We start from the raw sequence: 21,854 nt of genomic DNA on the forward strand, positions 1-21,854 counted from the left end.
AATCAGGCCTCCAGAGGGGAAATGATGTGGTCGATAACGGCGCCGGGGGTGATTATCTGGTCAGGGAGAAGCTCACCTATTTCGACCATTTCATCCGGCTCCACCAGCGTGAGGTCGGCGGCAAGGGCGATCAGTGGGTTGAAATTGCGCGCGCTGAGTTGATAGGTGAGGTTGCCAAGCATGTCTGCGCGGTGCGCACGAATCAGCGCCAGATCTGCACGCAACGGGCGTTCAAGCAGCCAGGTTTTGCCATCAAGCGTCAGGGTCTGCTTGCCGTCTTCGACAATGGTGCCGACGCCGGTAGGCGTCAGAAAGCCGCCAAGCCCCGCGCCGCCGCAGCGGATTTGCTCTATCAGGGTACCTTGCGGCACCAGTTGAACCTCCATTTCACCGGCAATCATGCGTCGACCGGTTTCAGGATTGGTGCCAATGTGCGAAGCAATCACTTTGCTCACACGGCCATTGACGATCAGCGGCCCGATCCCGGTATCGACAAAGGCGGTATCGTTAGCGATAAGTGTCAGGTCTCTGACGCCGGACTCAAGTAAAGCTTCAACCAAACGGGGTGGGGTACCTACGCCCATAAAGCCCCCGACCATGATGGTCATGCCGTCGCGAAAGAAATGTGTAGCGTCTTGTAAGGTAAGAAGTTTTGTTTTCATTCTATTTCCCTGTTGCCTGGTCCATTTTGGGTACATCAGGGAATTGCAAGCGGGATGCCAGAATGGTGAAATAGAAAGGAATATCGTTAATTCATTGAATCTGTAGGGTTATTTGTTCTCAGGCTATGTGATAGTGATGGGGGGGCTATGCAGAGTTTTGCGCAGTGTGCAAAATTCTGCATAGCAACTTTCTGTCTCAAACCCCTGTCGGGTCGATGTCATATTCTTGAAGTTTATACATCAGGGCGCGTCGGCTGATACCCAGCATCAGCGCCGTGCGGGTGCGGTTTCCGTCCTGTTGTTCAAGAACCTCCACGATGATCCGTTTTTCCTCGCGTTTAATTTCTTCTTTCAGGCTACGTTCCCCCGTTTGAGTGGGTTTTACTTCGGTTATTGCGCTGACGGGTGAACGGAACTGGTCGGGAAGATCGTCGGCAAAAATCACCGCGCCGGTGTTCATTACCACCGCGCGTTCAATCACATTGGAGAGTTCACGGATATTGCCCGGCCACGACCAGGCACTGAGGATCGACATTGCTGTTGGGTCGATATCGATGATATCGCGCTGATTCTCAGAACTGAATTTTTGTAAAAAATGGTTGGCCAGCAGGGCGATATCTTCCCGCCGCTCACGTAACGGTGGCAGCTGAAGGTGGATGACATTCAAACGATAAAACAGATCTTCGCGGAAAGTGCCTGCTTTCACCATTGTTTGCAGGCTACGGTTGGTGGCGGCGATAATGCGGATATCGACGCGAATGGTTTGATGCCCGCCGATGCGTTCAAATTCTCTTTCCTGCAAAATGCGCAGCAGCTTCGCCTGCAGGCCTGGAGGCATTTCGCCAATTTCATCAAGGAAAAGCGTACCCTGATGGGCGCGTTCGAATAAACCCTGGCGTAGCGTTTGCGCCCCGGTAAACGCCCCCTTTTCATGACCGAACAGCTCGCTTTCCAGTAACGATTCCGGCAGGGCGGCGCAGTTGATTTTGATAAAAGGACCGTTGGCGCGTCTGCTGTTGTAATGGATCGCCCGGGCGATCAGCTCTTTTCCGGTGCCGCTCTCACCGCTTACCAACACGCTGGCCTGCGAGAGGGCGATTTTCGCCGTATCTTTACAGATATCCTGCATTAGCGGGCTGTTGGTCAGGATATGCCCCCATTGCCAGCTGGTGCTTAGCGCTTTATGCAGGTTGCGGATCTCCTGCTTCATCGCCTGTAGCTGCAACGCGCGCTGGATAACCAGGTTAAGCTCATCCAGATCGAAAGGTTTGATCACGTAATCAAATGCGCCGCTGCGTAAGGCTTCTACCGCTGTTTCGACTTCAGCGTAAGCAGTCATCAAAATGACGGGGATACGCGGTTGCTGAGTACGCATGACTTTCAGTGCCTCAATACCGTCCATGACCGGCATGCGAATGTCCATCAACACTACGTCAGGCTGCTTTTCGTTAAACAGCGCCAGGCCAGCCTCACCGTCGCAGGCGCTGTGCGTCTCATGTCCTTGCAGAGAAAACGCGGTAGTCAGCATACGGCAAACATTGGCTTCATCATCAACGATGAGAATACGGTAGGTGGTTTTCATTCTGACGGGGTTTCCTGCGGATGAGTCGGTAAAATAAGGGTGAAGGTTGCACCGCAGCCCGGCATGCTGGCGACGCGAATATCGCCCTGATGGGCGTTAATAATCCGCTGGCTGAGGGCCAGACCAAGCCCTGTTCCCGAGGCTTTGGTGGTGAAGAACGGATCAAATATTTTTTTCTGCAGCGCAATATCGATGCCGCAGCCGTTATCCTCGATGGTCACCGCCTGTTGTGACGCCGCGTATTGCCAGGTACGGATCTTAATGTCACCGCGTGCGCTGATGGCTTGTACCGCGTTGATTAAAATGTTGAGGATCACCTGCTTAAGTAACTCGCGATCGGCAACGATCGCCGGCAGGTTGGGGTGTAACTCCGTGGTAAAATTAATGCGCGCCTGAATACCAGCGGTTTGAACCAGGATCAGCGTTTCTGCAATCAGCGTATTGAGCTGTACCTGCTGCCATTTGCTGCGTCGCGGACGAGAAAAATCCAACAGTTGCTGAATGACCCTGTTGATTGAGTCAATCTCGTTCAGCACCACGGATAAATATTCCTGATGCTCCGGCAAGGTCGTTTGTTGGCGGATAATCTGCACATAACCACGGATTGCCGTCAGCGGATTTCTCACTTCATGAGCCACTCCGGCCATCAGTTCGCCGAGGGTGGCAAGCCGCTCAGTTTGTGCCAGTCGCCGCTGGGTCTCTTTACGGGCGGTTAAATCGGAGAAGAAAACCAATGCGCCGATCAGTTCGCCGTGTGCATTATGGATCCGGCTGGAAGTGACGCTTATCTCAATGACACGGTCGCGTCCGGGAAAGCTGACTTCCTGAGCGACATGTTCGGTACCATGTTCCAGCGTATCCAGCACCGGGCTGGAAAATGGGGTGTTGGAAAAAATCCTGGCATAAGGTTGCCCGACTAACTCATGCAACGTGTAACCGGTAATTTGTTCCGCTGCGGGGTTCATCGTGGTGACATCACCCTGCCTGTCGATAGCAATCACCCCGTCGGCGGCGTTTTCAATAATCAGATCGTTAAGGGTTTTGGTTTCCAGCAGCGTTTGCGCCAGCGCATTGACGCTGCGGCTAATTTGTCCCAGTTCGCCGGGCAATTCTGGCAGTCGGGTTGGCGTCTTTTGTCCCAGGGTTAACAGACCGTCGGTGATGATGTCGATATTGGCGCTGAGACGGCGGGAGAACAGCACGATCAGCAGCAGGCTGATGAGCAGTCCTGCCGCCAGCACGGCGACGATTCTGACGTCCATTTTTCTCGCTTGCTGGCGAATATCTTCCGTCAGTTCGTTGGCCCAGATATAGCCAATAACCTCACCATGACGTTTGATCGGTAGCATTGAATTAAGGATGTCGCCGCGCACCTGTTGGCCTGAGACGACGATGGCCGACTGGGTGCTCATCACGTCACGTCCTGGGTGGTCAGGTGAGATAGTGAGTCCCACATTGCCCTGATAAAGCGCAGAAGGGGAGTAGGTGATCACGGCATCGAGGGCTTTGTGGTAGTAGCCCGCGCCCACGCCGGGAAACGCCTGTGTGATGCGCTCGGTGATGGGGCCCAGCGCCTGATTAAGCGCACGAATGCGCGCGTCACGCGGCAAATTTGCATAGTCGCTAAAACGATCGCCCAAGGCATCGTTTAGCAGTGCTAACACCGATGACAGTTTTTTCTCTTTTTCAGATAAGACTGCTGAACGGCCTTCGGTTTCTACGATATAACCAATGGATATCGTCGGTACTGTCACCATCAGAATGGCCATCATGATCATTTGGTTGCGTAAACGTCGCGGGGTTAAACGACGCGTCAGCCATTTCAGGTCGGGCATTCTGACATCCGTACAAGGTATTTAAGTCAAACGACGATTATCAGGGGTTAAGATAATGTTTTCTCAGCGGTGTATCATATTCCCGTAAAGAGAGGGCATTGCGACGCCGGGCATTTACCGCTACCTTAACCACACTTATTCATACCCTGAGGCGGAGCTTCGCCCCTTTGAAATACCTTGCTTCTGTTCATGCAACCCTAAAAGTCTCACGCTACCTGTTCAGAGCGCTGGCGCTGCTGGTCTGGCTTCTGATTGCTTTTGCGAGTGTGTTCTACATTGTGAATGCGCTGCATCAGCGAGAATCGGAGATCCGTCAGGAGTTTACGCTTAGCTCCGATCAGGCGCAGCGCTACATTCAGCGCACGTCTGATGTGATCAAAGAGCTGAAATATATTGCAGAGAACCGCTTAACGGCGGAAAACGGCGTGATGTCGCTGCGGGCGCGGGATGACAAAACCGTGGTGCCCAATTTTGAGCCGCTGTTTGCTGATTCCGACTGTGCGGTGATGGGCAACGCCTGGCGTGGTTCACTGGAATCGCTGGCGTGGTTTATGCGCTACTGGCGCGACAATTTCTCCGCCGCCTATGACTTAAATCGCGTGTTTCTGATCGGCAGCGATAACCTGTGTATGGCCAACTTTGGTCTGCGTGATATGCCCGTGGAACGCGATGAGGCGTTGAAAGCGTTGCATGAACGCATCGTTAAGTACCGCAATGCGCCGCAGGACGAAAACGGCAATAACCTGTTCTGGATAAGCCAGGGGCCGCGTCCGGGCGTGGGCTATTTTTATGCGCTGACGCCGGTGTATCTGGCTAATCGCCTGCAGGCGCTGCTTGGCGTTGAGCAGCCGATTCGTATGGAAAACTTCTTCACGCCGGGTAATCTGCCGATGGGCGTGACTATCCTTGATGAAAATGGTCACGCGCTGATTTCGCTGGCTGGCCCTGAGGGGACGATCAAAGCTGAACCGCGTTGGATGCAGGAGCGTTCCTGGTTTGGTTATACGCCGGGTTTTCGCGAGCTGGTGCTGAAGAAAAATCTGCCGCCATCATCGCTCAGTATTGTGTATTCCGTCCCGGTCGATCTGGTGCTGGAACGTATTCGCATGTTGATCCTCAACGCTATTCTGTTGAATGTGCTGGTGGGCGCGGCGTTGTTTATGCTGGCACGTATGTATGAGCGACGTATTTTTATCCCTGCGGAAAGCGATGCCCAGCGTCTGGAAGAACATGAACAGTTTAACCGTAAAATTGTTGCCTCTGCGCCAGTCGGTATTTGTATTCTGCGCACTATCGACGGTATTAACATCCTGAGTAACGAGTTGGCGCATACCTATCTGAATATGTTGACCCACGAGGACAGGCAGCGGCTCACACAGATCATCTGCGGTCAGCAGGTTAATTTCGTTGATGTGCTCACCAGCAATAATACCAATCTGCAAATCAGCTTTGTGCATTCGCGCTATCGCAATGAAAACGTGGCGATTTGCGTACTGGTTGATGTTAGCGCACGTGTCAAAATGGAAGAGTCGCTGCAGGAGATGGCGCAGGCAGCGGAGCAGGCTAGCCAGTCTAAATCGATGTTCCTCGCCACGGTCAGCCATGAGCTGCGTACGCCGCTGTACGGCATTATCGGCAACCTGGATTTGCTGCAAACCAAAGAGTTGCCGAGTGGTGTCGATCGGTTGGTCACGGCGATGAACAACTCCTCAAGCCTGCTGCTGAAAATTATCAGCGATATTCTCGACTTCTCAAAAATTGAATCTGAACAGCTTAAGATTGAGCCGCGTGAGTTTTCACCGCGCGAGGTGATGAACCACATAACGGCCAACTACCTGCCGCTGGTGGTACGTAAGCAGCTGGGATTGTACTGTTTCATCGAACCGGATGTGCCGGTGGCGTTGAATGGCGATCCCATGCGCTTGCAGCAGGTGATCTCTAATCTGTTGAGCAATGCGATTAAGTTCACCGATACCGGCTGCATTGTGCTGCATGTGCAGCGTCATGGTGATTATCTCAGTATTCGCGTACGTGATACCGGCGTGGGCATTCCGGCCAAAGAAGTCGTGCGTCTGTTCGATCCGTTCTTTCAGGTCGGCACCGGGGTTCAGCGTAATTTCCAGGGGACCGGATTGGGGCTGGCGATTTGTGAAAAACTGATCAGCATGATGGATGGTGATATATCCGTCGATTCCGAACCCGGAATGGGCAGCCAGTTTACGGTGCGTATTCCACTGTATGGTGCGCAGTATCCGCTGAAGAAAAGTGTGGAAGGGCTGGCCAATACCCGCTGCTGGCTGGCGGTACGTAATGCTTCACTGTATCGCTTTATCGAAGCCAGCCTGACGCGTAACGGGATGACGGTGCTGCGCTATGAAGGTCAGCAACCCGACGCTGATGACGTGCTGATTGCCGATGATGTGCAGGAACAGGCATGGCAGGGACGCGCCGCGGTGATTTTCTGTCGCCGACATATCGGCATTCCGCAGGAGAGAGCGCCGGGTGAGTGGGTGCACAGCGTGGCCTCACCGCACGAGCTGCCTGCGCTGCTGGCGCATATATATCGCGTTGAGCTGGAGGATGAAAATCTCTCCAGCGCGCTGCCTGCCCCGGATAAAATCGGCAGTACCCACGATGACATGATGATTCTGGTGGTTGACGATCATCCGATCAACCGCCGCTTGTTGGCCGATCAGTTGGGATCGTTGGGGTATCAGTGTAAAACAGCCAATGATGGTGTAGACGCACTCAATGTGCTGAGCAAAAATCATATCGATATCGTGTTGAGCGACGTCAACATGCCGAATATGGACGGTTACCGCCTGACGCAGCGCATTCGTCAGCTGGGGCTCACACTGCCGGTGGTTGGCGTAACGGCGAACGCACTGGCAGAAGAGAAGCAGCGTTGTCTGGAGTCAGGGATGGATAGTTGCTTATCCAAGCCGGTGACGTTGGATGTGCTGAAGCAGACGCTGACGGTATATGCGGAAAGAGTGAGAAAAACGCGGGGATAAAAAATGCCGGATGGCGGCGTTTGCCTTATCCGGCCTACGGAACATACCTCAATGAGGTATCGTTCGTAGGCCGGATAAACGTAGCGCCATCAGGCATGTTGATGGAAAAGGAATCAGTCTTTGTCGGACGGGCTTAGCGTCACGGACGAGAGATAGTTCAGCAGGGCGATATCGTTTTCAACGCCCAGTTTCATCATCGCGGACTTTTTCTGGCTACTGATGGTTTTAATGCTGCGGTTGAGCTTTTTGGCGATTTCAGTGACCAGGAAACCTTCCGCGAACAGGCGCAGAACTTCGCTCTCTTTCGGCGAAAGACGTTTGTCACCATACCCGCTGGCACTGATTTTCTCCAGCAAACGAGAAACGCTTTCTGGGGTAAATTTCTTGCCTTTTTGCAGCGCCGCCAGTGCTTTTGGCAGATCCGTTGGCGCACCCTGTTTCAGCACGATCCCTTCAATGTCGAGATCCAGCACCGCGCTGAGGATCGCCGGGTTGTTGTTCATGGTCAGGACGATGATCGACAGGCTCGGGAAATGGCGCTTGATGTATTTAATTAACGTGATCCCGTCACCGTATTTATCTCCCGGCATAGAGAGATCGGTTATCAACACATGCGCGTCTAATTTCGGCAAATTGTTGATCAGTGCAGTGGAGTCTTCAAATTCGCCGACAACGTTCACCCATTCGATTTGCTCAAGTGATTTACGAATACCGAACAGTACAATCGGATGGTCATCGGCAATAATTACGTTCATAGTGTTCATGTATTGGGCTACCTTGCTACAGCAAGCTCTTGACGTAAGTGTCAATGTCGCTGATGTACTTTTCTATACCTGGAGCATCTTTTTCTTGAATAAGATGTTCCAGCGCTTCACATAACTGCTTGCCGGGTACCAGATTAAGCATGGCAAACACGCCTTTCAGGCGATGGGCGGTTTGGGCTAACGCAGCGAAATCGCTGGTTTCCGCCTCAGTATACAACCTCTTAACATCATCCGGTACTGTGTCTACAAAGAGTGCATAGTAACCACTGGCATGAAGTTCGGCGTTTTCATCTCCGCCGAGGGGGATTTCCTGGATCTCTTCCTGCGCCAGCTGCTCTTCTATTAGCTCGAGGACAGCTTCCTGCATAGCATTGCTCATATTAAAGTTGACGCGCAGCTGACCAGGGCCAATTTTGCGTACGCCAGACTCATCATCGCTTAAAAGCAAGCCCGAGGCAGTAAGATTAGACGGATTATCAGTTAAAAAGAGATCATATTCTTGACTACTCAACCGTTCATCGGGCGTGATGCAGGTGGCTCCCCAGTTTTCTAACTGACGTAATACGATGCTACGTACCTCACTGGAGGTGACATCAACCATTACGCAGACGTCATCCAACAGGCGCTCTTCAATGTCAGCATGTTGGTCATGCAGCGGCATTTTAACATGGACGATATAACGCGTTCCAAGTTCTTCACGCGCTTTGATATTCAGGTGCCCGCCCAGTTTACGGGCCAGCTGATCGCATAGCCAAAACGTCAGCGGGTTGGCTTTGCCATAGCGATCGCCCTGCGTTTCATTGATGAACGGAAAGTGTAGATTATCAATTTCATTCAACGTTACGCCTTCACCAGTATCCAGAATACGGAAGGTCAGGCGCTCTGCCTCTGATTCATCCTGGTCAACTTCGAGGGTAATTTTCCCAATTTGCGTGGTGGTTACCGCGTATTGAATCAACAGCAGCAGAATACGGCGCAGGGCGTCACGGTCGCCGCGGCGTTCATCGCTGGCGCTGAGGTTATTTTTAATCAGCAGCTGCAGGCCTTTGCGTTTAATGACCGGCAGAACGTCAGGCACCACTTCATCAATTAACGTTTGAACGGAGAACAGCGTGGACTCGCTTTTCCAGCTGTCGCTCTCGAGAATATTGGCCAACTGAATTTCATCAACCATTCGCACCAGCACATCGGCCTGATTTGCCAGTTTTTGGCTGTCAGGCGTATTGAGTGCGGCGGCATTAACGGCCAGTATTCTGGCCGGATCTTTCAGGGCACTGCCGATATTCTGCATAAATGCGGCGCGGGCCTGCTGATTTTTCTCATACAGGCGCTGGGCTTGTTTCAGTTTTTTATTCACCAGCACTTCTTTGTCCTGGTCGCGAATAATAAAGATCTGCGTACGCGGTGATATCTGGCTGCGGAACAGTCGGATTTCATACAGTTCATTATTAATGGTGGCCTGGATCACGCCCTGATGTTGCTCAGCCATGCTGGTTATGTTTTGCAAATTCAAATGCGGCAGCAGGTGGTCGGCAATTTTATTGCTGATGACCGTACGGTTAGCCTCCTGATCGTGCACCAATAAGCCCAGCGGCAGCAGTGAAACAATCTCTTCGTTGATTGCTCGCAAAACGCGTAATTCATTATTGGCGGCAAGATTTGGCACCACGTCGGTCGAGCGGGCAGGGAGGTGGCGAAAGGTGGTATAGCCAAATAACGCCAGTGCCAGCAATGCGATGTTCAGCAACAGCGGCAGCAGGATATTTTGCAAGGTGTCGAGCAGCAATGAACCGAACGGGACCTGCCAGACCAGTCGCATATCCGTTGAGTTTAGCGCCGATGAAATCTCAATTTTGGCGTTATTGAAGCTGATACTGACGCTGTCAGGCGACTCTTTTTCATTACTGTGCTCGACCGTTGAGGTGGCATCAGGTTCCAAATGAAAACTGTCCAGCGGCATGCCTGGCGGGATCAGATCATTAATGGGCAGGTCAAACGCCACCACGGTGGCCAGATGTCCCGGCTGATTAAAGGTGGTACGCAGTGTGAAGTAATGGCCGTTTTGCCAGACCAGGCGGCGCAGCGAGGAGAAGCTTTCACGTTCATCCAGCGCATTGGCCTGCTGTAGCATTTCTGCACGGCGCGAATCGACGATATTACCAATCGTCGACTCTTTAAAGCCGGAGGTCAGATCTTTCAGTGGCAACGTCGAAATCAGGATCAGGCTGTTGTCCTGGCCATTGAGATAATACATTGACCATGGGACATTCTCGGCTCCCCACAGGGTATCCAGGTAGGTTGAGATACGCTGAGTCATCTCCAGCGTTGAGCTGTCATGCGAGCCAAAAATAAGCGCTTCGGTTTTTCTGCGTGGTTTCTCAAGATAGTAGATATCTTGTTTCAAACGGGTTTCTTGTAGTCCATCCGCTGTGGCGGATTGCGGGGTGGCGGCAATATTGTCATAAATTTGCCACGTGACGTACCGCCAGGTATCTACTCGTTTATGGATGGCATGCGTGATATCGACAATCTGATAGCTCTTATCTTTTAGCCAGGTGTTGACCGCGCTCTGGACCATCACGCCCATCATCACTAACAGCACAACGATCAGTAATAAGAAGAAACGGGTAATACTTCCCGGAAGTAGGGAAAATCGGGTAGAAGCCGTTGTGTCTGACTGACTCATTCGTGTTTAAGACCTGTTAGAACGATGCTTAAGATGAAGGGGCAGTATAAAGGGTAATGGATGAATTGCCATACTCTCGCAGCACCGGACGCATGGCATGTGTTTACCGCACATCTTGCTTCGTCACGGCGTGGTCAATCTGTACAGCCCACCGTGTCAGGTACAAATAGAAATTTTGAACCTAAGAAATTAGCATTAAATAACAAGAAATTATTAGATAAGCTTAGGTGTGATTAATACACAAAGAAATAGTTAATAATTGTTATAGTTTTTGGTTGGTAGCACAGGACTGTCAGTTTTGTGTAAATTAGGGTAAAAAAAAACCGAACGCAGAGCATTCGGTTGAAATAGGGGTAAACAGACATTCAAGAATGAATGACGGTAATAAATAAAGTTAATGATGATAGCAGTGCTATTTTAGTTGCGAGTGAAGATTTTGTTTTGTCATTCAGTGCTATGAGTTTTTTGAATGCAATTAGTTGATTTATATCGTTATCTGTATGTTTCTTGACTATTTGTGCTTATTTTGCTCATTTTTTGATTTTTAAAAAGTTCCCTGATATTAACATTTTGAAACATCTATGTAGATAAATGAAACACCTTTAAAGTTTTAGTATCATATTCGTGTTGGATTATTCTGTGTTTTTGCGGAGAATGAAGTTGCCGACTGGTTAATGAACGTAATCAGTATGCAGTGGCATAAAAAAAGCAATAAAGGCATATAACAGAGGGTTAATAACATGAAAGTCAAAGTACTGTCCCTCCTGGTCCCAGCTCTGCTGGTAGCAGGTACCGCGAATGCGGCTGAAATTTACAACAAAGACGGCAACAAATTAGACCTGTACGGTAAAGTCGACGGTCTGCACTATTTCTCCGATAACAAAGGTGATGATGGTGACAAGACTTACATGCGTATCGGCTTCAAAGGCGAAACTCAGGTTAACGACCAACTGACCGGTTACGGCCAGTGGGAATACCAGATTCAAGGTAACGCGGCTGAAAGTGAAAACAACTCCTGGACCCGTGTGGCGTTTGCAGGTCTGAAATTCGCTGATGCCGGTTCTTTCGACTACGGTCGTAACTACGGCGTGGTTTACGACGTAACGTCCTGGACCGACGTTCTGCCGGAATTCGGCGGTGACACCTACGGTTCTGACAACTTCATGCAGCAGCGTGGTAACGGCTTCGCGACCTACCGTAACACCGATTTCTTCGGTCTGGTTGATGGTCTGAACTTTGCCATTCAGTACCAGGGCAAAAACGGTAGCGTGAGCGGCGAAGACGAGAACGGCAGAACGTTCACTGGCGTGACCAACAACGGTCGTGATGCACTGCGTCAGAATGGCGACGGTGTTGGCGGATCGATCACGTATGATATCGGTGAAGGCTTCGCGCTGGGTACCGCAGTCACCAGCTCCAAACGTACTGACGAGCAGAACCGTTTGAACTTCGGTACTGGCGACCGTGCTGAAACCTACACCGGTGGTCTGAAATACGACGCGAACAACGTGTACCTGGCAGCACAGTACACCCAGACCTACAACGCAACGCGTGCAGGTGATTTAGGCTGGGCTAACAAAGCGCAGAACTTCGAAGCCGTTGCACAGTACCAGTTCGACTTCGGTCTGCGTCCGTCCGTGGCTTACCTGCAGTCCAAAGGTAAAGACCTGGGTCGTGGTTATGGCGACGAAGACATCCTGAAATATGTTGATGTTGGCGCGACTTACTACTTCAACAAAAACATGTCTACCTATGTTGATTACAAAATCAACCTGCTGGATGACAACAACTTCACCCGTGATGCGGGTATCTCTACCGATGATATCGTAGCGCTGGGTCTGGTTTACCAGTTCTAATCTGCGTTCATTGTTATTAAAAGGCCCTGCGGGGCCTTTTTTAATGCCGTTATTCCGGCGTACAGGCAACCCTTTTTGGTGTACTCTTGCGTCCGTTCGCATGAGGATAATCACGTATGGATATGAATTTTTGCCGCGCAGCCCTGTTGGCTGTGACGATCTTTTTTGTCGGCTGCGATAACGCACCAAAGCCGGTTCAGACCACACCGCCTGCGGCCACCGTACTGGAAGGCAAAACGATGGGCACCTTCTGGCGGGTTAGCGTGGTGAACGTTGATGCTAAACGCGCCGAAGAACTGCGGGTCAAGATCCAGACGCAGCTTGATGCTGACGATCAGCTGCTCTCTACCTATAAAAACGATTCTGCGCTGATGCGTTTTAACTTGTCGAAAAGCCTGTCGCCCTGGCCGGTCAACGATGCCATGGCGGATATCATCACCTCGGCGCTGCGTATTGGCGCGAAAACCGATGGCGCGATGGACATCACCGTCGGCCCGTTGGTTAACCTGTGGGGATTTGGTCCGGACAAGCAGCCGCTGCATATCCCCACGCAGGCACAAATTGATGCAGCAAAAGCACAAACCGGGCTGCAGCACCTGAGCGTAATCAATGACACGCGGCAGAACTATCTGCAGAAAGATCTAGCGGATCTGTATGTCGATCTCTCTACCGTTGGTGAAGGTTATGCTGCCGATCATCTGGCCCGACTGATGGAGCAGGAGGGGATCGCCCGTTATCTGGTGTCCGTTGGTGGGGCGCTGAACAGCCGGGGGATGAACGCCGAGGGACGTCCGTGGCGAGTAGCGATCCAGAAACCCACCGATCGGGAAAACGCGGTGCAGGCGGTTGTCGATATTAACGGTCATGGCATCAGCACGTCCGGCAGTTATCGCAATTATTACGAACTGGACGGAAAGCGTCTGTCGCATGTTATCGATCCGCAAACCGGTCGGCCAATTGAGCATAATCTGGTCTCGGTGACGGTGATTGCGCCTACGGCACTGGAAGCCGACGGCTGGGATACCGGCCTGATGGTGCTCGGCACGGATAAAGCCAAAGAGGTGGTGCGTCGTGAAGGGCTGGCGGTTTATATGATTGTCAAAGAAGGCGAGGGGTTTAAAACCTGGATGTCGCCGCAGTTCGAAAGCTTTCTGGTCAGCGATAAAAATTAAAAAGCAAGATTGCAGGTTTTTACGCCCTGCAATGCGGACACACTGAGGCTAAGCACTATGCTTAACAAAGGAGTCCATTATGAATAATCTTCAACGCGTAACCGATGAGGACCGTTGGCAGTCTGTGTTACAGCGTGATGCGGACGCTGACGGTCAGTTTGTTTTTGCTGTACAGACCACGGGTATCTTTTGTCGACCGTCATGTCGGGCTAAACATGCGCTGCGTAAAAATGTCCGTTTCTTTGCCGATGCCGGGCAGGCGTTAGCGGCAGGATTTCGTCCCTGCAAACGCTGTCAGCCGGATAAAGCCAACGCGCAGCAGCAGCGGCTGGAGAAGATTAGCCTGGCGTGCCAGCTGTTAGAGCAGGAGTCGCCGCTCACGCTGGAGGCTTTAGCCCAGCAAGTGGCGATGAGCCCGTTTCATCTACATCGTCTGTTTAAAGCTACGACGGGCATGACGCCGAAAGCGTGGCAGCAGTCCTGGCGCGTCAGGCGTTTGCGTGACGCGCTGGCGAAAGGCGCACCGGTGACCCAGGCGATTTTGAATGCCGGCTTCCCCGACAGCAGCAGCTATTACCGTAAAGCGGATGGAGCGCTGGGCATGACGGCAAAGCAGTTTCGTCAAGGCGGCGATAAGCTGGCGATTCGCTATACCGTGGCGGACTGCGCACTGGGCCGCTGCCTGGTAGCGGAAAGTGAACGCGGTATCTGCGCAATTTTACTCGGCGACGACGATGCTACGCTGGTATCTGAGCTGCATGAACTGTTTCCTGCAGCACGCGGTGTGCCTGCGGATCCCGATTTTCAACAGCGTGTGCGCGAAGTGATCGCGGTCATTAACTCACGCAATACCCCATTGTCGCTGCCGCTGGATATTCGGGGAACCGCGTTTCAGCAGCAGGTGTGGCAGGCGCTGCGTGACATTCCCTGTGGCGAAACGGTGAGCTACCAGCAGTTGGCGAATGCCGTGGGGAAACCGAAAGCGGTGCGCGCTGTGGCGAGTGCCTGCGGAGCAAATAAGCTGGCGATTGTGATCCCGTGTCATCGGGTGATCCGCGGCGATGGCGCGCTTTCGGGTTATCGCTGGGGCGTCGCCCGCAAGGCGCAACTGCTGCACCGTGAAACCACAGGTGAGGACAGATAATGCTCGATCTCTTTGCGCAGGCAAAACCCTGGCAGGAGCCGCTGGCGTCCGGTGCGGTCATTTTGCGCCGTTTTGCGTTTGATGCCGCGCCTTCTTTATTACAGGAAATGGCGGTTGTCGTCAGACAATCGCCGTTTCGCCAGATGGTGACCCCCGGCGGATATACAATGTCGGTGGCGATGACCAACTGTGGTCAATTGGGGTGGACGACCGATCAGCATGGCTACCTCTATTCTCCGGTCGATCCGTTGACCGGTAGCGCCTGGCCGCGTTTGCCTGACGTTTTTGCCGAACTGTGTCAACAGGCGGCGACCGCTGCGGGCTATCCCGATTTCCGACCAGATGCCTGTTTGATCAACCGCTATACGCCAGGGGCAAAACTGTCGTTGCATCAGGATAAAGACGAACCCGACCTGCAAGCGCCCATTGTTTCTGTCTCGCTGGGCCTGCCGGCAATCTTTCAGTTCGGTGGTCTGAAGCGCAACGATCCGTTAAAGCGGCTGCTGCTGGAACACGGTGATGTGGTGGTGTGGGGCGGGAAATCGCGCTTGTTTTATCATGGTATACAGCCGCTTAAGACTGGCTACCATCCGTTGACAACGGACTGCCGTTACAATCTGACTTTTCGCCGGGCGAGTAAAGAAGAATAAAAATAAGAATTATTATTGCTGTCGGCGAAGAGATGTTTAAACTGCGGGCTGTTATTACTTGTCCGGGTTGAACACATGGAACTTTTACTTCTTGTCTGGCGGCAGTATCGCTGGCCATTTATCAGCGTCATGGCGCTCAGCCTTGCCAGTGCTGCGTTGGGGATTGGGCTGATTGCGTTTATCAACCAGCGCCTGATTGAAACAGTCGACACTACGCTTATGGTGCTGCCGGAGTTTCTCGGCCTGCTGCTGTTGCTGATGATCGTGACTCTTGGTTCACAGCTGGCGTTGACCACGCTGGGACACCACTTTGTCTACCGTCTGCGTAGCGAATTTATCAAACGTATTCTGGATACTCACGTCGAGCGCATCGAACAGCTCGGTAGCGCCGCGTTGCTGGCTGGCTTAACCAGCGATATCCGCAATATCACCATCGCCTTTGTCCGCCTGCCGGAGCTGGTGCAGGGGATTATATTGACCGTCGGGTCTGCGGCATATCTGGCGATGCTGTCGACCAAAATGTTGCTGGTGACGGCAATCTGGATGGCGATCACCATCTGGGGTGGATTTTTGCTGGTGGCGCGGGTGTACAAACACATGGCCACGTTGCGTGAAACCGAAGACAAGCTGTACAACGATTACCAGACGGTGCTGGAAGGGCGCAAAGAGCTGACCCTTAACCGTGAACGTGCTGAGCATATTTTTAATCAACTGTACGTCCCGGATGCCAAAGAGTACCGCCACCATATTATTCGTGCCGATACCTTCCACCTGAGCGCGGTCAACTGGTCGAACATTATGATGTTGGGTGCCATTGGCCTGGTGTTCTGGATGGCTAATAGCCTCGGCTGGGCGGATACCAACGTCGCGGCAACCTATTCGCTGACGCTGCTGTTCCTGCGTACGCCGCTGCTGTCTGCCGTTGGCGCGCTGCCCACGCTGCTCACCGCCCAAGTGGCGTTTAATAAACTGAATAAATTTGCACTGGCACCGTTCAAGGCTGAATTCCCTCGTCCTACTGCATTCCCAAACTGGAAAACGCTCGAGCTACGTAACGTAGTTTTCCACTATCAGGACAATGCTTTCTCCGTTGGGCCGGTCAATCTGACCATTCACCGTGGCGAGCTGATCTTCCTGATTGGCGGCAATGGCAGCGGGAAATCTACGCTGGCCATGTTACTGACTGGGTTATACCAGCCGCAGTCTGGCGAGATCCTGCTCGACGGTAAGGCGGTGGCGGTCGACAAACCTGAAGACTACCGCAAGCTGTTCTCCGCCGTGTTTACCGACGTCTGGCTGTTTGACAAACTGCTGGGGCCGGAAGGTCAATCGGCCAACCCGGCGCTGGTCGATAAGTGGCTGGAACATCTGCAGATGGCGCACAAGCTGGAGCTGAACGACGGGCGCATTCTGAATCTTAAGCTGTCGAAAGGGCAGAAAAAACGCGTGGCACTGCTGCTGGCGTTAGCCGAGGAACGCGACATTATTCTGCTGGATGAATGGGCTGCCGATCAGGACCCGCACTTCCGGCGCGAATTCTACCAGGTGCTGTTGCCGTTGATGCAAGAGATGGGCAAAACCATTTTTGCCATTAGTCACGATGATCACTACTTTATTCATGCCGATCGCTTGCTTGAGATGCGCAATGGCCAGCTGACTGAGCTGTTGGGCGACGATCGCGACGCTGCTTCGCGTGATGCCGTCGCACGTACTGCCTGAATCGGTGAGTTGTTACCCGATGGCACTACGCTTATCGGGCCTATAACTCCGCGTGCCGCCGGTTTTTTATCCATCCGGCGGCTTCGTTTATTGTTATTTACATAATTCGGCATCATGATTAATGATATTTCATATCATGGATTTATGATTGATGTCCGTAATAAACAAAAATAGCGCCAGGCTACGTGATGAAGAACGTGCCCGCCTGATCTGGCTGCTGACCACTGATAAAGCCATTATTTCAACGCTGTTGGGCAAGCTTACCCTGGCTGAGCAATATGACGTCGGTACGCTTGCCGACGATATTGCTGAGGTAGGGGCGCTGGTGGAGCATTTGCCGCCACCCGATCTGGCCGATACCCTCGAAGCATTACCCTCCGAAGAGCGTCACGCGCTGTGGCGGCTGATCCAAAGCGACAAGCGTGGCTATGTGTTGCTGGAGGCGTCTGAAAACGTCTGGGACGATCTGATCGATGAAATGTCGGACCGGGAATTGCTCGACGCGCTGCAATACCTCGACATCGACGAGCAGATTTACGTGGTGCAGCATTTACCGCGTAACCTGACCGGTCGACTGCTGGCGACGTTACCGGCGGAAGAGCGGGCGCGCGTGCGCCAGGTGATGCACTACGAGAAGAATCGCGTCGGTGCGATCATGGAGTTCGAGGTCATTACCGTGCGCCCGGACGTGACGCTGGAGGTGGTACAACGCTACCTGCGACGGCTGGGTAAAATGCCGGAGAACACCGATAAACTCTTCGTCACCGACCGCAATAAAGTGCTGGTGGGCGAGCTGACGTTAACCCGTATTCTGCTCAATGACGTGCAACGCAAAGTCAGTGAGGTGATGGAAGACGATCCGCTCACCTTTGCTCCGGAAGATATCGCCGAGCACGCCGCGCGTACCTTTGAACGTGATAACCTGGTCAGTGCAGCGGTGGTGGACCCAACCGGCAAGCTGATGGGGCGTTTAACCATCGATGAGATCGTCGATGTGGTGTATGAAGAAACGGACACCGATCTGCGCCGGATGGGGGGCTTAAGCGCCGGAGAAGATGTCTTTGCCCCGGTTACCAAAGCGGTAAAAACCCGTTGGGCCTGGCTGGCCGTTAATCTCTGTACCGCATTTATCGCATCGCGCGTCATCGACGGTTTTGAACACACGATTTCACAGCTGGTGGCGCTGGCCTCGCTCATGCCCATCGTGGCGGGGATCGGCGGCAATACCGGTAATCAGACCATCACCATGATTGTCCGCGCGCTGGCGCTGCAAAACATTCAGCCAGGAAACCTTACGTTCCTGATCCTGCGAGAAATGGGCGTGGCGGTGATTAACGGGCTGGTCTGGGGCGGGATTATGGGCGGCATCACCTGGTGGTTGTACGATGACATGGCGCTCGGCGGCGTGATGACCCTGGCAATGATGCTTAATCTGTTAATGGCAGCGCTGATGGGGGTGATTATTCCAATGACCATGGTCAAGCTGGGGCGCGACCCGGCGATCGGCTCAAGCGTGATGATCACCGCTATTACCGACACCGGCGGGTTCTTTATTTTTCTCGGTCTGGCAACGCTGTTTTTGGTGTAGTTGGGCGTTTGCCTCTGACGATGCGTGGCAGGACCAGCATCGTCAATACCCCGGCAACCACGCCAATAGCCAGGTTGCCGGTCGACACCGTTGCAGCAACGGTAATCAGCATCACCAGCGTTTCGCTGACCGGCATTTTGGCCAGTGTCGCTGGCTGAATGCTGTGCCAACTGAACGTTTTCACCGCCACAATGACCATAATACCTGCCAGCACTGACATGGGGATTTTTGCCATCATGTCGCTTAACGCAGTGACCAACAGCAGCAAGACCAGCCCAGCGGCGAACGTGGAGACGCGGCTGCGTCCTTTACCCATCTCAACGTTAACAATCGTTTGACCAATCATCGCGCATCCGGCGATACCGCCATATAACCCGGCCAGAATATTGGCTATCCCCAGCCCCGTACTTTCACGATTTTTATTCGAGGGCGTGACCGTCAGATCGTCAACCAGTCGGGCGGTAAGCAGCGACTCCATCAAGCCGACAAAGGCAATACTCAGCGCGCAGGGCCAGATAATCGCCAACGTGTGCAGGTTGAGAGGCACCAACAGCTGTGTGAATCCGGGTAATCCACCGCTCAATGAGCCTTCGTCACCGACGGTAGGCAACAACTGCCCGCTGGTCACGGTGAAGACCGTCAGCAGCACGATGGCAATCAGCGGCGCTGGAATACTTTTAATAAACCGCGGTACCCACAGCACGATAAGCAGCGTCAGAACAAACAGCCCCCAAATCAACGGGCTTTTACTCCAGAAGTGCGGAACCTGAGCAAAGAAGATCAAGATGCCTAGCGCGTTAACAAAGCCGGTCATCACGGCCCCAGGGATAAAACGCATCAGTCGTGCCATCCCCAATACACCAAACAGGATTTGGATAGCCCCGGCCAGCAGCACCGCGGGCAGGATGTACTGTACGCCGTGCTGATGCACCATTGGGCCAATCACCAGCGCCACCGATCCGGCTGCGGCGGTAACCATGGCCGGACGTCCGCCTAAAAAGGACATCGCCAGACACAGGACAACCGAGGCTATCAGGCTGACTTTGGGGTCTACGCCGGCGATAACAGAAAAAGAGATCACTTCCGGGATCAGCGCCAGCGCCGTGACCACGCCGGCCAGCGTTTCGCGCATCAGCAGGCGGGGTTGACGCAGCACAACGCCGACGGAATGTTCCGCCACGGCGGCAGGGGATGAATCAGTCGCAGACATAGTTACTCTCAGGTCAGAAATGGCCTGATAACAGCAGACCGGCAGGCATCCGTGCGGTGAATAGCAAAGCGCTGCATAGTACCCGCCTGACGGGGAGGTTTCCAGAAATGATTGTCAATAACCGTATAAAGAATCAACCTATTAATAACATTTTTAAAATTTAAACATAAATTATAAACAATATTTTATTATTTTTTACTTAAGTGTTACCGTTGGGCCGTTCGATTTTCACCTGCATGAAAAGCAAAAAGCGATACTAAAAGTAAGGCATTAACATTATGAAAAAAGTGACAGCCATGCTCTTCACCATGGCCCTGGGGCTGAATGTTGTCTCGATGGCGGCAAAAGCGAAAGCTGTGGAAGAGCAGGAAACGGATGTACTGTTGATTGGCGGCGGCATCATGAGCGCCACATTGGGAACCTATTTACAGGAACTGGAACCACAATGGTCTATGACCATGGTCGAGCGACTGGATGGTGTGGCCGAGGAGAGTTCAAACGGCTGGAACAATGCCGGCACGGGCCACTCCGCGCTGATGGAACTGAACTACACGCCGAAAAAAGCCGACGGTACTGTCAGCATTGAAAAGGCCGTTGAAATTAACGAAGCCTTCCAGATTTCCCGCCAGTTTTGGGCCTATCAGGTCAATAACGACGTGATGCATGACCCTCGCTCATTTATCACTACCGTTCCCCACATGAGCTTTGTCTGGGGGGATGAGAACGTTAACTTCCTGCGCGCGCGTTATAAAGCCCTGCAGCAAAGTTCGCTGTTCCGTGGCATGCGCTACTCCGAAGATCACGCCCAGATCAAAGAGTGGGCACCGCTGGTGATGGAAGGACGCGATCCAAACCAGAAAGTGGCAGCAACGCGTACCGAGATTGGGACTGACGTCAACTACGGCGAAATTACGCGCCAGTTGATCGCTTCGTTACAGAAAAAGCCTAACTTTGCGCTGCAACTCAGTACTGAAGTACGGGGTTTTAAGCGTAACGCTGATAACAGCTGGACCGTCACGGTTGCCGATCTGAAAAACAACGCAGCGGAACGCGACATCAAGGCGAAGTTTGTCTTTATTGGCGCCGGTGGCGCTGCGCTGAAACTGTTGCAGGAAACCGACATCCCGGAAGCGAAAGGCTACGGCGGATTCCCGGTTGGCGGACAGTTCCTGGTGGCGGAAAACCCGGATGTGGTGAATCGCCACCTGGCGAAAGTATATGGTCAGGCTTCTGTCGGTGCACCGCCGATGTCCGTACCGCACATTGACACCCGTATTCTGGATGGCAAACGCGTGGTGCTGTTTGGACCGTTTGCGACCTTCTCCACCAAGTTCCTGAAAAACGGTTCATTGTGGGATCTGCTGAGTTCTACCACTACTTCAAACGTTATGCCGATGATGAATGTGGGTCTGGATAATTTCGATCTGGTGAAATATCTGGTCAGCCAGGTCATGCTCAGCGACGACGACCGTTTTGCTGCGCTGCAGGAATACTACCCGCAGGCGAAGAAAGAAGACTGGCGTTTGTGGCAGGCGGGCCAGCGTGTGCAGATCATCAAAAGTGATGAAGACAAGGGCGGCGTTCTGCGTCTGGGGACCGAAGTGGTGAGCGACAAAGACGGCACGATTGCCGCACTGTTGGGTGCATCACCGGGCGCGTCAACGGCGGCACCGATCATGCTGCATCTGATGGAAAAAGTGTTTAAAGATAAAGTCGCCAGCCCGCAATGGCAGGCGAAGCTGAAAACGATTATTCCGTCTTACGGCACCAAGCTGAACGGTAACGTCGAGGCCACGGAACAAGAGCTGCAGTACACCAGTGGCGTTCTGGGTCTGAAATACGATAAACCGCAGGTGCCTGATGAAACGCCTCAACCGCAGTTAAAACCTCAGGCTCAACCGCAGCCAGAGCAGAAAACGGTTGCGGATATCGCACTGTAATCGCATGGTTGCATGCCGGATGGCGCTGCGCT

General features: G+C 52.8%; 14 protein-coding genes. 8 read left to right on the top strand and 6 right to left on the bottom strand.

Features of this window, described 5'->3' with window-relative positions; all coding sequences use genetic code 11:
• Positions 1 to 2: 2 nt before the first annotated feature.
• The 3 genes from atoD to atoS all read right to left on the bottom strand — a co-directional run bounded on the left by atoD (position 3) and on the right by atoS (position 4,079).
• Complete coding sequence (gene atoD / locus FCH32_RS01530; RefSeq protein WP_135911701.1) at positions 3 to 662, bottom strand: acetate CoA-transferase subunit alpha; 660 nt, start codon at positions 660 to 662, stop codon at positions 3 to 5.
• Between the two features lie 196 nt (positions 663 to 858).
• Positions 859 to 2,244: an acetoacetate metabolism transcriptional regulator AtoC gene (atoC, locus tag FCH32_RS01535; protein ID WP_153879799.1), complete on the bottom strand. Its 1,386-nt coding sequence runs from the start codon at positions 2,242 to 2,244 to the stop codon at positions 859 to 861.
• The gene (gene atoS, locus FCH32_RS01540; RefSeq protein WP_174360349.1) at positions 2,241 to 4,079 is read right to left on the bottom strand and encodes a two-component system sensor histidine kinase AtoS; all 1,839 of its coding nucleotides are present in this window, start codon (positions 4,077 to 4,079) and stop codon (positions 2,241 to 2,243) included. Before atoS ends, atoC begins: the two co-directional genes overlap by 4 nt.
• A 167-nt stretch (positions 4,080 to 4,246) precedes the next feature.
• On the opposite strand from atoS, the gene rcsC reads away from it, so the two are divergent.
• Positions 4,247 to 7,093, top strand: coding sequence for a two-component system sensor histidine kinase RcsC (gene rcsC / locus FCH32_RS01545; RefSeq protein WP_115257940.1), 2,847 nt, complete (start codon positions 4,247 to 4,249; stop codon positions 7,091 to 7,093).
• Between the two features lie 113 nt (positions 7,094 to 7,206).
• On the opposite strand, the gene rcsB is transcribed toward rcsC, so the two are convergent.
• Positions 7,207 to 7,857, bottom strand: coding sequence for a response regulator transcription factor RcsB (rcsB, locus tag FCH32_RS01550; protein ID WP_045445418.1), 651 nt, complete (start codon positions 7,855 to 7,857; stop codon positions 7,207 to 7,209).
• A 16-nt stretch (positions 7,858 to 7,873) separates the two neighbouring features.
• Positions 7,874 to 10,543: a phosphotransferase RcsD gene (gene rcsD, locus FCH32_RS01555; RefSeq protein WP_174360350.1), complete on the bottom strand. Its 2,670-nt coding sequence runs from the start codon at positions 10,541 to 10,543 to the stop codon at positions 7,874 to 7,876.
• A 740-nt stretch (positions 10,544 to 11,283) separates the two neighbouring features.
• Between rcsD and FCH32_RS01560 the strand changes: the two genes are divergently transcribed.
• The 6 genes from FCH32_RS01560 to mgtE all read left to right on the top strand — a co-directional run bounded on the left by FCH32_RS01560 (position 11,284) and on the right by mgtE (position 18,672).
• The gene (locus FCH32_RS01560) at positions 11,284 to 12,399 is read left to right on the top strand and encodes a porin OmpC (protein ID WP_115257942.1); all 1,116 of its coding nucleotides are present in this window, start codon (positions 11,284 to 11,286) and stop codon (positions 12,397 to 12,399) included.
• Positions 12,400 to 12,515: 116 nt separating this feature from the next.
• Positions 12,516 to 13,571: an FAD:protein FMN transferase ApbE gene (apbE, locus tag FCH32_RS01565; protein ID WP_174360351.1), complete on the top strand. Its 1,056-nt coding sequence runs from the start codon at positions 12,516 to 12,518 to the stop codon at positions 13,569 to 13,571.
• 79 nt (positions 13,572 to 13,650) lie between these two features.
• Positions 13,651 to 14,715 (top strand): bifunctional DNA-binding transcriptional regulator/O6-methylguanine-DNA methyltransferase Ada, encoded by a 1,065-nt coding sequence (gene ada / locus FCH32_RS01570; RefSeq protein ID WP_117343438.1) that lies wholly within the window; start codon positions 13,651 to 13,653, stop codon positions 14,713 to 14,715.
• Entirely contained in the window at positions 14,715 to 15,365 is a 651-nt protein-coding gene (alkB, locus tag FCH32_RS01575; RefSeq protein WP_096756423.1) for a DNA oxidative demethylase AlkB, read from the top strand. Before ada ends, alkB begins: the two co-directional genes overlap by 1 nt.
• A gap of 75 nt (positions 15,366 to 15,440) precedes the next feature.
• On the top strand, positions 15,441 to 17,084 hold the full coding sequence (locus tag FCH32_RS01580; RefSeq protein WP_174360352.1) for a multidrug ABC transporter permease/ATP-binding protein: 1,644 nt from the start codon (positions 15,441 to 15,443) through the stop codon (positions 17,082 to 17,084).
• Between the two features lie 151 nt (positions 17,085 to 17,235).
• Positions 17,236 to 18,672, top strand: a complete 1,437-nt coding sequence (mgtE, locus tag FCH32_RS01585) for a magnesium transporter (RefSeq protein ID WP_096756425.1) — start codon at positions 17,236 to 17,238, stop codon at positions 18,670 to 18,672.
• On the opposite strand, the gene FCH32_RS01590 is transcribed toward mgtE, so the two are convergent.
• A complete protein-coding gene (locus FCH32_RS01590) occupies positions 18,635 to 19,882 on the bottom strand; it encodes a SulP family inorganic anion transporter (protein WP_174360353.1) in 1,248 nt (415 codons plus the stop codon). The genes mgtE and FCH32_RS01590 overlap by 38 nt on opposite strands.
• Before the next feature lie 278 nt (positions 19,883 to 20,160).
• Between FCH32_RS01590 and mqo the strand changes: the two genes are divergently transcribed.
• Entirely contained in the window at positions 20,161 to 21,822 is a 1,662-nt protein-coding gene (mqo, locus tag FCH32_RS01595; protein ID WP_174360354.1) for a malate dehydrogenase (quinone), read from the top strand.
• The last annotated feature ends 32 nt before the right edge of the window (positions 21,823 to 21,854 follow it).

This window comes from Citrobacter gillenii (assembly GCF_013337685.1).
GTDB lineage: Bacteria > Pseudomonadota > Gammaproteobacteria > Enterobacterales > Enterobacteriaceae > Citrobacter > Citrobacter gillenii.

Excerpts from the sequence above, each read along its gene's own strand:
- FCH32_RS01560 (WP_115257942.1), top strand. The coding sequence starts at position 11,284 with ATGAAAGTCAAAGTACTGTCCCTCCTGGTCCCAGCTCTGCTGGTAGCA.
- apbE (WP_174360351.1), top strand. The coding sequence starts at position 12,516 with ATGGATATGAATTTTTGCCGCGCAGCCCTGTTGGCTGTGACGATCTTT.
- atoC (WP_153879799.1), bottom strand. The coding sequence starts at position 2,244 with ATGAAAACCACCTACCGTATTCTCATCGTTGATGATGAAGCCAATGTT.
- mqo (WP_174360354.1), top strand. The coding sequence starts at position 20,161 with ATGAAAAAAGTGACAGCCATGCTCTTCACCATGGCCCTGGGGCTGAAT.
- alkB (WP_096756423.1), top strand. The coding sequence starts at position 14,715 with ATGCTCGATCTCTTTGCGCAGGCAAAACCCTGGCAGGAGCCGCTGGCG.
- mgtE (WP_096756425.1), top strand. The coding sequence starts at position 17,236 with ATGTCCGTAATAAACAAAAATAGCGCCAGGCTACGTGATGAAGAACGT.
- ada (WP_117343438.1), top strand. The coding sequence starts at position 13,651 with ATGAATAATCTTCAACGCGTAACCGATGAGGACCGTTGGCAGTCTGTG.
- FCH32_RS01580 (WP_174360352.1), top strand. The coding sequence starts at position 15,441 with ATGGAACTTTTACTTCTTGTCTGGCGGCAGTATCGCTGGCCATTTATC.
- rcsB (WP_045445418.1), bottom strand. The coding sequence starts at position 7,857 with ATGAACACTATGAACGTAATTATTGCCGATGACCATCCGATTGTACTG.
- FCH32_RS01590 (WP_174360353.1), bottom strand. The coding sequence starts at position 19,882 with ATGTCTGCGACTGATTCATCCCCTGCCGCCGTGGCGGAACATTCCGTC.
- atoS (WP_174360349.1), bottom strand. The coding sequence starts at position 4,079 with ATGCCCGACCTGAAATGGCTGACGCGTCGTTTAACCCCGCGACGTTTA.
- rcsD (WP_174360350.1), bottom strand. The coding sequence starts at position 10,543 with ATGAGTCAGTCAGACACAACGGCTTCTACCCGATTTTCCCTACTTCCG.
- atoD (WP_135911701.1), bottom strand. The coding sequence starts at position 662 with ATGAAAACAAAACTTCTTACCTTACAAGACGCTACACATTTCTTTCGC.